The 12,672-nt window shown below is 59.5% G+C and carries 12 protein-coding genes; 5 read left to right on the forward strand and 7 right to left on the reverse strand.

What is annotated here, in order from left to right:
- Nucleotides 1–27: 27 nt before the first annotated feature.
- Entirely contained in the window at nucleotides 28–339 is a 312-nt protein-coding gene (locus KB892_RS19685; protein WP_004142687.1) for an MGMT family protein, read from the forward strand.
- 37 nt (nucleotides 340–376) lie between these two features.
- Here KB892_RS19685 and KB892_RS19690 read toward each other — a convergent pair whose 3' ends face one another.
- Nucleotides 377–868 carry a YbaY family lipoprotein gene (locus tag KB892_RS19690; RefSeq protein WP_002891903.1) on the reverse strand — a complete coding sequence of 164 codons (492 nt, stop codon included), beginning with the start codon at nucleotides 866–868 and terminating at the stop codon, nucleotides 377–379.
- Nucleotides 869–1,084: 216 nt separating this feature from the next.
- On the opposite strand from KB892_RS19690, the gene tesB reads away from it, so the two are divergent.
- Complete coding sequence (gene tesB / locus KB892_RS19695) at nucleotides 1,085–1,948, forward strand: acyl-CoA thioesterase II (RefSeq protein WP_002891899.1); 864 nt, start codon at nucleotides 1,085–1,087, stop codon at nucleotides 1,946–1,948.
- A gap of 54 nt (nucleotides 1,949–2,002) precedes the next feature.
- Here tesB and amtB read toward each other — a convergent pair whose 3' ends face one another.
- The 5 genes from amtB to KB892_RS19720 form a co-directional block, all read right to left on the reverse strand.
- Nucleotides 2,003–3,289: an ammonium transporter AmtB gene (gene amtB, locus KB892_RS19700; protein ID WP_004152876.1), complete on the reverse strand. Its 1,287-nt coding sequence runs from the start codon at nucleotides 3,287–3,289 to the stop codon at nucleotides 2,003–2,005.
- Nucleotides 3,290–3,322: 33 nt separating this feature from the next.
- Nucleotides 3,323–3,661 carry a P-II family nitrogen regulator gene (glnK, locus tag KB892_RS19705; RefSeq protein ID WP_002891893.1) on the reverse strand — a complete coding sequence of 113 codons (339 nt, stop codon included), beginning with the start codon at nucleotides 3,659–3,661 and terminating at the stop codon, nucleotides 3,323–3,325.
- A 243-nt stretch (nucleotides 3,662–3,904) separates the two neighbouring features.
- Nucleotides 3,905–5,683 carry a SmdB family multidrug efflux ABC transporter permease/ATP-binding protein gene (locus KB892_RS19710; protein ID WP_002891880.1) on the reverse strand — a complete coding sequence of 593 codons (1,779 nt, stop codon included), beginning with the start codon at nucleotides 5,681–5,683 and terminating at the stop codon, nucleotides 3,905–3,907.
- Entirely contained in the window at nucleotides 5,676–7,448 is a 1,773-nt protein-coding gene (locus tag KB892_RS19715) for a SmdA family multidrug ABC transporter permease/ATP-binding protein (RefSeq protein ID WP_002891876.1), read from the reverse strand. Before KB892_RS19715 ends, KB892_RS19710 begins: the two co-directional genes overlap by 8 nt.
- Before the next feature lie 43 nt (nucleotides 7,449–7,491).
- The gene (locus KB892_RS19720) at nucleotides 7,492–7,950 is read right to left on the reverse strand and encodes an Lrp/AsnC family transcriptional regulator (protein ID WP_002891873.1); all 459 of its coding nucleotides are present in this window, start codon (nucleotides 7,948–7,950) and stop codon (nucleotides 7,492–7,494) included.
- Nucleotides 7,951–8,065: 115 nt separating this feature from the next.
- On the opposite strand from KB892_RS19720, the gene KB892_RS19725 reads away from it, so the two are divergent.
- On the forward strand, nucleotides 8,066–9,118 hold the full coding sequence (locus KB892_RS19725; protein WP_002891871.1) for a PLP-dependent cysteine synthase family protein: 1,053 nt from the start codon (nucleotides 8,066–8,068) through the stop codon (nucleotides 9,116–9,118).
- A gap of 44 nt (nucleotides 9,119–9,162) precedes the next feature.
- Here the strand turns inward: KB892_RS19725 and cof are convergent, their stop codons facing one another.
- Nucleotides 9,163–9,981, reverse strand: a complete 819-nt coding sequence (gene cof / locus KB892_RS19730) for an HMP-PP phosphatase (RefSeq protein ID WP_004151335.1) — start codon at nucleotides 9,979–9,981, stop codon at nucleotides 9,163–9,165.
- Nucleotides 9,982–10,108: 127 nt separating this feature from the next.
- Here cof and KB892_RS19735 point away from each other — a divergent pair, with 127 nt between their 5' ends.
- Together KB892_RS19735 and queC are read left to right on the forward strand one after the other, a co-directional pair.
- The gene (locus tag KB892_RS19735) at nucleotides 10,109–11,809 is read left to right on the forward strand and encodes an SgrR family transcriptional regulator (protein ID WP_002891866.1); all 1,701 of its coding nucleotides are present in this window, start codon (nucleotides 10,109–10,111) and stop codon (nucleotides 11,807–11,809) included.
- A gap of 66 nt (nucleotides 11,810–11,875) precedes the next feature.
- A complete protein-coding gene (queC, locus tag KB892_RS19740; protein ID WP_002891863.1) occupies nucleotides 11,876–12,577 on the forward strand; it encodes a 7-cyano-7-deazaguanine synthase QueC in 702 nt (233 codons plus the stop codon).
- The last annotated feature ends 95 nt before the right edge of the window (nucleotides 12,578–12,672 follow it).

Raw genomic sequence — 12,672 nt, forward strand, 5'->3', positions numbered from 1 at the left:
GACGTTTTGCCGGTAACAGGACAGAAAATGGCTCCGCACGACACATTTCCCCAACGCGTCTGGCACATCGTGGCGTCGATACCGGAAGGGTATGTCACGACCTACGGCGAGGTCGCCCGGCTGGCTGGTTCACCGCGCGCGGCGCGCCAGGTGGGCGGCGTATTGAAGCGCCTGCCGGAAGGGTCCACCCTGCCATGGCATCGGGTGGTCAATCGCCATGGCGATATCTCCCTCACCGGCCCCGATCTACAGCGGCAGCGTCAGGCGCTGCTGGCCGAGGGTGTGCAGGTCTCCGGCAGCGGCCATATCGATCTCCAGCATTATCGCTGGGTTTATTGAAGGCAAAAAAAAGCCCCCATCCGGGGGCGTAGCGAGCTTACTGGGCGACAGGAACGGCGGTCTGCTGGACCGGAACCAGCGTCAGGTCGGCATGAGTGCCGCCCTGGTTTATTACCGTCTGCACGGTATCGGTAATAAACATCAACTGGCCGTTAACCGTGATCGCCGCGCTTAGCAGAATGCGAGCGTTCGGTTGAATATCTGCCGGGTTGTAAGGCAGCGCAAAGTTAAATGGCGCCTGTTTGCCTTCGGTACGCACCGCTTTTTGCGACAATACGCGGGCTGGCGCATCTGCCAGAGAAGCATCCGACAGGGTCACCGTCAGTACCGCATCCGGCGGTAAAGCGATTCTCTGGCGGATATTAATCGTCCCCGTGACGCTCGGCTGCTGCTGCGCCACGCTCAGCGTCGCGATACCGTAAGGGTCGGGCGCGGCCGCCTGCGTCGAAGAATTGTTCGAGTGGTGATTAGCACAGGCGGTCAGCGTCGCGGCGACGGCTAAGGCACTAAACATATAGGCAAATTTCATGATGTTCTCCTTATCATCCCTTAATACCCAGGAGGATGTTCCGCCGCTTCGCCGGCAGGAACTTTCGTGTCGTCAATAAGTGTGGCACAGATCTCAGATTTGTTCCTGTTAACTGGTCGTTATTCAGATTATTACACCCATCGGACCACTTGCGATTCCAGGTTATACTTGGCCACATTACGCGCGCTGCGCCGCTATTGTTAATTGAGGATAAGTATGAGTCAGGCACTCTCTAACCTGCTGGCATTATTAGATCTGGAAAAAATTGAGGAAGGGTTGTTTCGCGGGCAGAGCGAAGACCTGGGGTTACGTCAGGTTTTTGGCGGCCAGGTAGTGGGTCAGGCGCTGTATGCGGCAAAAGAGACCGTGCCCGTTGAGCGTCTGGTTCATTCGTTTCACAGCTACTTTCTTCGCCCCGGCGATAGCCAGAAGCCGATCGTTTACGATGTGGAGGTGCTGCGCGATGGCAACAGCTTCAGCGCCCGTCGGGTCGCCGCCATCCAGAACGGGAAGCCGATTTTCTATATGACCGCCTCCTTCCAGGCGCCAGAGAATGGCTATGAGCATCAGAAAGCAATGCCGGCCGCCCCCTCCCCTGACGGCCTGCCTTCGGAAACCGATATCGCTCGCAAGCTGGCGCATCTCCTGCCGCCGCAGGTGAAAGACAAATTCCTCTGCGATAAACCGCTGGAGATCCGTCCGGTGGAGTTTCATAACCCAATGAAAGGCCATATCGCCGAACCGGTGCGCCAGGTCTGGCTGCGCGCCAACGGCGCAGTCCCTGACGATCTGCGTATTCATCAGTATCTGCTGGGCTATGCTTCAGACTTTAACTTCCTGCCGGTGGCGCTGCAGCCGCACGGCGTTGGTTTCCTTGAGCCCGGCATGCAGGTCGCCACCATCGACCACTCTATGTGGTTCCACCGGCCGTTTAATATTAACGAATGGCTGCTTTATAGCGTCGAAAGCACCTCGGCCTCCAGCGCCCGCGGCTTCGTTCGCGGCGAATTCTACACCCAGGATGGCACGCTGGTTGCCTCAACGGTTCAGGAAGGGGTGATGCGCAACCGCAACGCATAAAAAAAGCCTCCCGGACGGGAGGCTTTTCGCTATCAGGAGAGAATGGCTTTTTTATCAGGCGTTATAGGCGTTTTCGCCATGGCTGTTGACGTCCAGCCCTTCGCGCTCCTGCTCTTCCGGCACGCGCAGCCCGACGGTCATATCCGCCACCTTGTAGCCGATAAACGCCACAACGCCGGACCAGACCACGGTGATGGCGATACTTTCCAGTTGCACCAGCAGCTGATGGCCCATGGTGACGCCTTCCGCATAACCGACGCCGCCCAGAGAAGTCGCCGCGAAGATACCAGTCAGGATACAGCCGACGATGCCGCAGACGCCGTGAACGCCGAAGACGTCGCAAGGATCATCCACACGCAGCCAGCGTTTCAGCGCAGTCACGCCCCAGATACCCGCCAGGCCAGAGGCGATACCGACGATCAGCGCCCCGCCGACACCGATATAACCACACGCCGGCGTAACGCCAACCAGACCGGCAATTGCCCCGGAGCAGGCGCCCAGCAGTGAAGGTTTGCCGCGCAGAGCCCATTCGCCAAAGGTCCACGCCAGGATAGCCGCAGCGGTCGCCACGACGGTGTTAACGAACGCCAGGGCCGCAATTTCATTCGCTGCGCTGGCAGAGCCGGCGTTGAAGCCGAACCAGCCCACGTAGAGGATAGCGGTGCCAGTGAACACCATCGGCAGGTTATGCGGTTTGAACGCTTCTTTGCCGAAGCCCACGCGTTTGCCCATCATATAGGCGCCCACCAGCCCGGCGACCGCGGCGTTGATGTGCACAACGGTGCCGCCGGCGAAGTCCAGCGCGCCATGGGTCGCCAGCAGACCGCCGCCCCAAACCATATGCGCAATCGGCACGTAGGAGAGTGTCATCCACACCACCACGAAGATCAGTACCGCGGAGAAACGAATACGTTCCGCCAACGCCCCGACAATCAGCCCGACGGTGATGCAGGCGAACGAGCCCTGGAATGCCACGTGGATATACTGATAGAAGGTGCCCATCAGCGCTTTCAGCTCAATATTTTTCAGCATCACCCAGTCAAAGCTGCCGAAGAAGCTGCCGCCGGTGCCGAAGGCCAGGGTATAGCCATAAATCACCCACAATACGCAGACCAGGCCAAAGGTGACAATCACCTGAGTCAGCATGGACAGAACGTTCTTACCGCGGATCAGGCCGCCGTAAAACAGCGCAATCCCCGGGATAGTCATAAACAGAACCAGCGCGGTGCAAATCATCATAAACGCGTTATCGGCTTTGTCCGCCACCGCAGGCGCGGCCATCGCCAGCCCCGGCAGAAGGGCTAATGCCCCCAGACCCGATTTCATTGTTGCCATTTTCATTGTTTCGTTCCCCATCACTGTGTGGTCTGGAAATTACAGTGCCGCTTCGTCAGCTTCGCCGGTACGGATGCGAATGACGCGCTGCAATTCAGCGACGAAAATTTTGCCGTCGCCAATTTTTCCGGTGTAAGCCGCTTTGCTGATGACATCGATGACTTCATCCAGCTGATCGTCGGCAATCGCCACATCAATCTTCACTTTTGGCAGAAAGTTGACGCTATACTCGGCGCCGCGGTAGAGCTCCGCGTGACCTTTCTGACGGCCAAATCCTTTGACTTCAGTGACCGTCAGGCCCTGAATGCCGATGGAAGACAAAGCTTCACGCACGTCTTCCAGTTTGAATGGTTTGATTACCACGGTAACCAGCTTCATAAGTCCCCTCCAGTCAGTATTCGGTAATGGCCGCAGCTAACACGATGGATATAAAGCAAGGGCTATGCCAGAAATGAAAAAAGGCCGCAAAGCGGCCCTTTGATGGCAAAAAACAGGGGACAGGTCAGGCAATATCCTGCGCAACGGCGCCTGGCGCGCAAAAATGCACCACAACGGTGCATTTGATGTAACGTTTTTGCACCATCGCAGGCCGCCCAGCGTTCCCTGCCTGCTGGTGGTGCATCAGGCGCTGAGCGACTCCTCTCTGGCGCTGGCCGCCAGCTCTTCGCCGGCCAGCTGCAGCTGATACATCTGCCAGTAGCGGCCTTTCGCCGCCAGCAGCTGCTGATGGGTGCCCCGCTCGACAGCCTGACCTCGATGCAGAACCAGGATGGTATCGGCCTCCACAATGGTCGACAGCCGATGGGCAATAACCACGAGGGTGGTATGCTGGCGGACCTTCGCCAGCGCCTGCTGGATCGCCTGCTCGGTACCGGAGTCGATGTTTGCCGTCGCCTCATCCAAAATCAGTACCTGCGGGGTGTCCACCAGCACGCGAGCCAGCGCCAGCAGCTGCTTCTGCCCGACGGAGAGATTATTGCCCTGCTCGCCCAGTTGGGTGTACAGCCCATCGCTCATGCTGCGCGCCACCGCCGCCAGCTGCACCGCCTCCAGCGCTTCCCAAACCTGCGCCTCACTGATGTCCCGGCCCAGCGCGACGTTGGCGTAGAAGGTATCCGCCAGCACTACGGGATCCTGTTGCACCATCGCGATGCCCCGACGCAACGCGCTGTGGCTGAGGGATGCGAGCGGTCGACCATCGATGCGGATCTCGCCGTGGGTTAACGGGTAATAGCCCATCATCAGACTGGCGAGGGTACTCTTTCCGCTGCCGGTATGTCCGACCAGCGCCACGAAGCTGCGGGAGGGAATATCCAGCGTGATATCCTGGAGAACCAGACGGTCCCCCCGGTAAGCAAAGGAGAGATGGTCAATTTCCACCCGACCGCTGCTCAGCGGCGCGTCATCCGTACCCCACGCCTGGCGCGGGCGATCCATCAGCTCGAAAACGCGCTCGCCGGCGACCACCGCCTGCTGCAGCATCGACTGCTGGGTGGTCAGCTCGATAAGCGGCTCGTTAAGGCGTCCAAGATAGCTGATAAACGCGTACAGGACCCCAACCTCGATCGTGCCCACCGCGCTAAAGCCGAACAGCATCAGCAGCCCGCACAGCACCAGCGAGGAAAAAAGGCTCAGCAGCGGGCGCAGCAGAAAACCGTCCAGGCGCAGCGTCTGCATCCGCGCCAGATAGTGGGCATAGCTGGCCTCGCGCATCCGTTCGCCAAAGCGCGCCTGCTGGCGGAACTGCTGGATGACGCCCATGCCGTTGATCACTTCGTTGAAGCCATCGTTGATGTCGGCAAGCCAGGCGCGCACCCGCCGCACGATCGGCGTGCTATAGCGCTGATAGATAATCATCACGATCAGCACCGCCGGGAAAATCGCGATCGCCACCAGCGCCATCCGCCAGTCGAGGCTAAACATCGCCACCAGCATCGCGCCGATCAGCGCTGCGCTGCGCAGTACCGTAGCCACCACCGTCACGTACAGATCGCGAATGACTTCCGTATCGTTGGTTACCCGTGAGATAAGCTGCCCAACCGGCTGGGTATCAAACTCGCTGAGCGGCTGATGCAGGGCGGCATCCATCACGTCGCTGCGCAACTGCTGGACGACGCCGACCGCGGCGCGGTTAAACAGCAGCGACTGGTTATAGTGCAGGAGCGCCGCCAGCAGCTGCAGGCCGATATAGGCTACCGCCAGACCGGCCACCAGCTTCAGCGGCAGCGTATGTTTCGCCACCATGTTGTCGATGAAATAGCTGATAAGCAGCGGGCCGCTCACTTCCGCCGCCGCCGCAATCCACATCATCGCCACCGCGATGGCCAACGGCTTGCGCCACGGTGAACCATAGGCCAGCAGGCGTTTAAGCGTCGGCCAGAGTTCGGTAAAGCTACGCATCCAGGGCCTCCTCTTGCGTCTGCGGAACCTCGTCGAGCGCGGCCTCCAGCTGCTGATATCGATACATGTCGCGGTACCAGCCGGGCTGCACGGCCAGCGCCTCGTGGCGGCCGCGCTGGGCAATATGCCCATGCTGCAGTACCAAAATTTCACTGGCCTCGGTGAGCGCCGACAGGCGGTGGGCGCTGATAATGACCGTCCGCCCCTCCCCCCACTGGCGCAGGTTATGCAGGATCTGGTGCTCGGTGCGGCCATCCACCGCCGATAAGGCATCGTCGAGGATCAAAATTTCGGCCTCCAGCAGCAGGGCGCGAGCAATAGAGATGCGCTGTTTCTGGCCGCCGGAGAGCATCACGCCGCGCTCGCCCACTTCGGTCTCGTAGCCCTGAGGCAGACGCAGAATGTCGTCATGCACGCTGGCCAGTTGAGCAACCCGCTCAATCTGCGCCTGCGTCGCGTCCGGTTTTCCCAGCGCGATATTATTGGCGACGGTATCGGAGAATAAAAATGGCGTCTGATTGACCACCGCCAACCGGGCGCGCCAGCTGTCGAGCTGCAGAATCGGCAGCAGCAGATCGTGAAAGCGGATCTCGCCGTGAGTGACGTCAAAATGGCGCTGCAGCAGCGCCAGAATGGTGCTTTTGCCGGCGCCCGTCGGCCCGCAGATGCCCAGCATTTGCCCCGGCTGGAGAGTAAAATTTACCTGCTCCAGCGAAGGTTTGCTCGCCTGCGGATAGATGAAATCGCGGATAGCAACCTGCAGGACGCCGCGGCCTGCCGGCACCGCCTCGGTCCCGTCATCCACCGCCGGCGCCTCTTCAAGCATCGTGCGGATACGACCATAGGCCGCGCTACCGCGCTCCACGATGTTAAACATCCACGCCAGCGCTAGCATCGGCCAGATCATCAGGCCAAGATACATCACGAAGCTGGTCAGCTGGCCCAGGGTCAGGCTGCCGTGGATCACCATCCAGCTGCCGCCGCCGATGGCCAGCAGGTTAGCGGCCCCGATGGCGATATAGATGGTGGGGTCGAAGCGGGCGTCAATGCGTGCCACGCGCATGTTTTTCGCGCCGGTATCGGCAGCATCGGCAGCAAACTGCGCCGACTGGCGATCCTCCAGCCCAAACGCCTTAATCATGCGGATGCTGGTCAGGCTCTCCTGCGTGCGATCGTTGAGGCTGGAAAAGGCCGCCTGAGCAACGCGAAAACGTTCGTGAAGCGCATCGCCGTTACGTTTGATCGCCAGGGCCATCAGCGGCATCGGCAGCAGCGCCAGCAGAGTAAGCTGCCAGCTAATCTGCGTCGACATTACAATCAATACCGCACAGCCCATCACCAGGGAATCCACCAGGGTTAATACTCCTTCGCCAGCGGCAAACACCACCCGGTCCACGTCATTGGTGGCGCGGGCGATAAGATCCCCGGTGCGATGGCGCAAATAGAACGCCGGATGCTGGCGGCTCAGTTGCCGGTAAAAATCTTCCCGCAGCTCAACCGCCAACTGGTAAGAAGCGCCGAACAACAGCACGCGCCAGACATAGCGCAGCAGGTAGACCATCACCGCGATCAGCACCAGCGCGCCGATCCACATCCACACCTTCTCCGCGGTGTAATGTTGTTGCGTCACGCCGTCGACCACAATGCCCACCACCTTCGGCGGAATAAGCTGCAGGACGGCAATAATGACCAGCAGGGCAATTGCGCCAAGATAGCGGCGCCACTCCCGGCGGAAGTACCAGCTGAGTTGAGCAAATAATCGCAAGCAATAAAATCCTGATTTTGTAATGGGTTACGGCGCAATACCGTTATTCGACAGGCAAGGCGGTGGTATATTTTATCTGTTCCATGGCAAAACTCGAAGTGACATCCGACAGACCAGGCACACTGTTCACTAAACGTTTATAAAAGTCGTCATAGCGTTTCATATCAGCCACCTGCACCCGTAGCAGGTAGTCATACTCCCCCGCCATCCGCCAGAAGCCGAGCACTTCCGCCATCTGCGTCACTTCGCTCACGAACTGACAGTACCAGTCGCTGCTATGATGCTGAGTCTTGATCAGGACGAACGCCGTCAGCCCCAGCCCCACCTTTTCCGCGTCCAACAGGGCGACGCGCCCGCGGAGAATACCCTCGTCTTCGAGCCGTTTCAGGCGTTTCCAGCAGGGCGTGGTGGTCAGATTAACGGCATCGGCCAGCGCCTGCAAAGAGAGGGTGCAATCTTCCTGCAGTAGCGCCAGCAGCTTACGGTCAATTTTATCTAGCATTGGGCATCCTCAGAGAAAATTTTGCTCTCATAATGGTAATCCACAGGTTAAATGGCAACAATTTTTCCTGCGCTTTCCGCTAAGCTAGGCACAAAATGACAAACAGGAAATCACGATGAATAGCGCCTGGGTTAAACATGCCATTAGCGAAATCAACGCTGACTATCAGCGCTCCGCCGACACGCACCTGATCCGTCTGCCGCTGCCCGCTTTTCCGGGCATCCACCTGTATCTGAAAGATGAAAGCACCCACCCCACCGGCAGCCTGAAGCATCGCCTGGCGCGGTCGCTGTTTCTCTATGGCTTGTGCAACGGCTGGATCAAAGAAGGCACGCCAATTATAGAGTCCTCCTCAGGGTCAACCGCCGTTTCGGAGGCCTATTTCGCCCGCCTGCTGGGGCTGCCGTTTATCGCTGTGATGCCTTCCTGCACCGCCAAGCGCAAAATCGAACAGATCGAGTTCTACGGCGGACGCTGCCATTTTGTGCAGAGCGCCGGCGAAATCTACGCGGCTTCCGAAACGCTGGCCCGCGAGCTGAACGGCCATTATATGGATCAGTTTACCTTCGCCGAGCGGGCCACCGACTGGCGCGGCAACAACAATATCGCCGACAGTATTTTCCGCCAGATGAGCCATGAGCCGCACCCGCAGCCGTCATGGATCGTCATGAGCGCCGGCACCGGCGGCACCTCAGCGACCATTGGCCGCTATATTCGCAGCCAGGGCTACGAGACGCAGCTGATGGTCGTTGATCCGCAGAATTCGGTGTTCCTCGATTACTGGCAGACCCGCGACGCCAGCCTGCGCAGCCCGGTCGGCAGCAAAATTGAAGGCATCGGACGGCCGCGCGTCGAGCCGTCGTTTATTCCCGACGTTGTCGATGAGATGCTGCGCGTGCCGGATGCGGCGAGCGTAGCCACCGCCCTGTGGCTGGAAACGCAGCTTGGGCGCAAGGTCGGCGCCTCGACCGGCACCAATATGTGGGGCGTATTGCAGCTGGCCGCGCGGATGCGCGAAGAAGGTCGCACCGGCTCGATAGTGACACTCCTGTGCGACAGCGGCGAGCGTTACCTGGAAAGCTATTACAACCCGCAGTGGGTGGCGGACAATATCGGCGATATTGCGCCCTGGCAGGCGGAGATCGCCGGTCTGGTCGAAAGGCGATAAAAAAAGCCAGATAGAAGCCTATCTGGCTTGCTGGAAGGGTCTCTCTATTCGGGGGAATAAGGAAGATCAGGATTATCCAGCCAATGAGTTAAAAAATGGGAGACTGCCTGATTCCGACAGTCGCCAATTACCGGCAGATGCGGCAGCTCGGCTTTCAGCTGCGGCATCGCGTTGCCCATGATGAACCCCCGCCCAACGCTGCCCAGCATCTCGCGGTCGTTCATCGCATCGCCGAAGGCCATGCACTCCTGCAGGGTGAAGCCTAAATGCTGGCTGAGCACCGCCAGCGCCGCGCCTTTATTGCAGCCAACCGGCAGCACCTCCAGACAGTCCATTGCCGAGAAGCAGAGAAATGCGCGATCGCCCAGCGTCTCATTCAGCTGGATCCGCAGACGGCGCAAATCGTCATGATCGCCGCAGAAACAGATCTTGGTGACATGCTGCGCCGACATGCGCTTCAGATCGCACAGTTGATAGTGAAAGCCGCTGAATACATGCGCTTGCAACAATTCAGGCCTTGCCTGGCCGGTGAACCAGCCGCCATCGTTAAAGACGTGCATGCTGGCCTGGGTATCCCATTTGCCGTGCAGCACCGCTTCTGCCGCCTCGGGAGCGAGATCCTGGCGATAAAGCTCCTCCCCTTCCAGCGAATGGATGCGCGTCCCGTTGCCGGTGATCAGAAATGCATCAAGGGAAAATTCGCCAATCACATGGTGCATCTCCAGCACATGGCGGCCGGTGGCGAAGGTCAAGGTGATATCGCGCTCACGCAGCCGTTTCAGCGCGGAAAGCGTCTTTTCTCCAAGACGATGGTCCGGCATCAGCAGGGTGCCGTCCATATCAAATGCCGCCAGTTTTGCCATGGTATATTCCCCGATGTGTGATGGGCTTCGCTTGTGTTGCAGTATCACCTGGGATATACGGAAGTAATAGTGAATAGATATTATTAATTGTTCCGGGTTTACAGCGGCCCGGTGGACGACGGCCCCCATGCGACTCTTACACCGTTTAAATCAATACCAGCGCCTATGGCAACCATCAGCCGGGGCGCCGCAGCAGGTCACCGTCGGCGAACTGGCGGAGCGCTGTTTTTGCAGCGAGCGCCACGTCCGTACTCTGCTGCGTCAGGCGCAGGAGGCCGGGTGGCTAAGCTGGCAGGCCAGCTCCGGGCGCGGCAAACGCGGACAGCTCTTATTTCACAAAACCCCGGAAAGTCTGCGCAACGAGATGATGGAGCAGGCGCTGAACAACGGTCAGCAACAAACCGCGCTGGAGCTGGCGCAGCTTGCCCCGGTGGAGCTGAAAGCCCTGCTCCATCCCTTCCTCGGCGGTCAGTGGCAAAACAATACCCCCACGCTGCGTATTCCTTACTATCGCCCGCTGGAGCCGCTGCGTCCCGGCTTTCTCCCCGGCCGCGCCGAGCAGCATCTGGCCGGACAAATCTATGCCGGGCTGACGCGCTTCGACGAAGGCGACAATATGCCGATCGGCGATCTGGCGCACCACTGGCAGGTCTCCCCGGACGGCCTGCGCTGGCATTTTTATATCCGCTCCACGCTGTGCTGGCACAATGGCGATACGGTGGAAACCGCGCAGTTGCGACAGCGGTTACTGCTGCTGCTTGAGCTGCCCGCCTTGCGGACCCTCTTCGCCAGCATCAGCCGTATCGATGTCACCCATGCCCAGTGTTTAACAATAACCCTGCATCGCCCTGACTACTGGCTGCCGTTCCGCCTCGCCAGCTACTGCAGCGTGCTGGCGCATCCCGACGATCCGGCCATTGGCTGCGGACCGTTCCGCCTGAAGCGGTTTAGTCCGGAACTCGTCCGCCTGGAAAACCATCCCCGCTACCACCTGCAGCATCCGCTGATCCAGGCGGTGGAGTACTGGATCACTCCTCAGCTCTTTGACCGCGATCTCGGCACCAGCTGCCGCCATCCGGTGCAGATCACCATCGGCGATCGCGAAGAGCTGCATAATCTGCGTCAGGTCAGCAACCGTATCAGCCTTGGCTTCTGCTATTTGACCCTGCGCCACAGCCCTCGGCTTAGCAAAGCGCAGGCCCAGCGGCTGGTGTCGATAATCCATCACTCGTCGCTACTGGATACGCTGCCGCTGGAGGAGGATCTGATTACGCCAAGCCATGAGGTGCTGCCGGGATGGTCCATCCCGCAGGGACCGGCAAACAACGCGGTACCGCTGCCGGCCAGGCTCACCCTGCTCTATCATCTGCCGGTCGAGCTACATGCGATGGCCGAACAGCTGAGGCAACGTCTGGCTCTGCTGGGCTGCGAGCTGACGCTCCTGTTCCACGACGCTAAAAACTGGGAAGGCTGCCAGCATCTGGGGCAGGCCGACCTGATGATGGGCGACCGTCTGATCGGCGAAGCGCCGGAGTACGCCCTGGAACAGTGGCTGCGCTGCGATATGCTGTGGCCTAATTTGCTGACCGGGGCGCAATATGCTCATCTGCAGGCGACATTAGACGCGGTGCAGTCTCAGCCCGACGCTCGCAGCCGCAACGATGCGCTGCGCAACGTATTTAACAGCCTGATGGAAGACGCCATCATGACGCCGCTGTTCAAGTATAACTATCGGATCAGCGCGCCACCGGGGGTCAATGGTCTGCGCCTCAACGCCCGGGGCTGGTTCGACTTCGCCAGCGCCTGGCTGCCGGCCTCGTCGACGTGAGAGAGCTGGTGATGGAGGGCGTCTGGCGCTACCATATCGCCTTTATTCATTTAGTCAGGAATTGCCATGAAACGCGCCGTAGTTGTCTTCAGCGGAGGACAAGATTCAACCACCTGTCTGGTGCAGGCTCTGCAACAGTATGATGAAGTGCATTGCGTCACTTTTGATTATGGCCAACGCCACCGCGCGGAAATCGACGTTGCGCGCGAACTCGCCCTGAAACTGGGCGCCGTCGCGCATAAAGTGCTGGACGTCACTCTGCTCAACGAACTGGCAGTCAGCAGCCTGACCCGCGATAACATTCCGGTACCGGACTATCAGCCTGATGCCGAGGGCATTCCCAACACCTTTGTCCCCGGGCGTAATATTCTGTTTTTAACCCTGACGGCAATCTACGCCTATCAGGTAAAAGCCGAAGCCATCATCACCGGCGTGTGCGAGACCGACTTCTCCGGCTACCCGGACTGCCGCGATGAGTTTGTCAAAGCGCTGCACCACGCCGTCAGCCTGGGGATGGCGAAAGACATTCGCTTTGAGACGCCGCTGATGTGGCTGAATAAAGCCGAGACCTGGGCGCTCGCCGACTACTGGGGTCAGCTGGATCTGGTGCGCCGGGAAACCCTCACCTGCTACAACGGCATTAAGGGCGATGGCTGCGGCCAGTGCGCCGCCTGTAACCTGCGCGCAAACGGACTCAACCAGTATCTGGCGGACAAGGTCGGGGTAATGGCGGTGATGCAGCAAAAAACCGGACTGGCGCAGGCATAATCTCCGGGGATCGATTTACCGGAGCTTTGACTCAAATTCCCCGGTGGCGCGATGCTTACCGGGGCTACGGGTTCATCACCTGCCGTGGGCCCGCC

The organism is Klebsiella sp. P1927, from assembly GCF_018204675.1.
GTDB classification, from domain to species: domain Bacteria; phylum Pseudomonadota; class Gammaproteobacteria; order Enterobacterales; family Enterobacteriaceae; genus Klebsiella; species Klebsiella pneumoniae.

What these genes read in the sequence shown, in the direction of transcription:
- KB892_RS19685 (WP_004142687.1), top strand. Translation starts at nt 28, where the DNA reads ATGGCTCCGCACGACACATTTCCCCAACGCGTCTGGCACATCGTGGCG.
- KB892_RS19690 (WP_002891903.1), bottom strand. Translation starts at nt 868, where the DNA reads ATGAAATTTGCCTATATGTTTAGTGCCTTAGCCGTCGCCGCGACGCTG.
- tesB (WP_002891899.1), top strand. Translation starts at nt 1,085, where the DNA reads ATGAGTCAGGCACTCTCTAACCTGCTGGCATTATTAGATCTGGAAAAA.
- amtB (WP_004152876.1), bottom strand. Translation starts at nt 3,289, where the DNA reads ATGAAAATGGCAACAATGAAATCGGGTCTGGGGGCATTAGCCCTTCTG.
- glnK (WP_002891893.1), bottom strand. Translation starts at nt 3,661, where the DNA reads ATGAAGCTGGTTACCGTGGTAATCAAACCATTCAAACTGGAAGACGTG.
- KB892_RS19710 (WP_002891880.1), bottom strand. Translation starts at nt 5,683, where the DNA reads ATGCGTAGCTTTACCGAACTCTGGCCGACGCTTAAACGCCTGCTGGCC.
- KB892_RS19720 (WP_002891873.1), bottom strand. Translation starts at nt 7,950, where the DNA reads ATGCTAGATAAAATTGACCGTAAGCTGCTGGCGCTACTGCAGGAAGAT.
- KB892_RS19725 (WP_002891871.1), top strand. Translation starts at nt 8,066, where the DNA reads ATGAATAGCGCCTGGGTTAAACATGCCATTAGCGAAATCAACGCTGAC.
- cof (WP_004151335.1), bottom strand. Translation starts at nt 9,981, where the DNA reads ATGGCAAAACTGGCGGCATTTGATATGGACGGCACCCTGCTGATGCCG.
- KB892_RS19735 (WP_002891866.1), top strand. Translation starts at nt 10,109, where the DNA reads ATGCGACTCTTACACCGTTTAAATCAATACCAGCGCCTATGGCAACCA.
- queC (WP_002891863.1), top strand. Translation starts at nt 11,876, where the DNA reads ATGAAACGCGCCGTAGTTGTCTTCAGCGGAGGACAAGATTCAACCACC.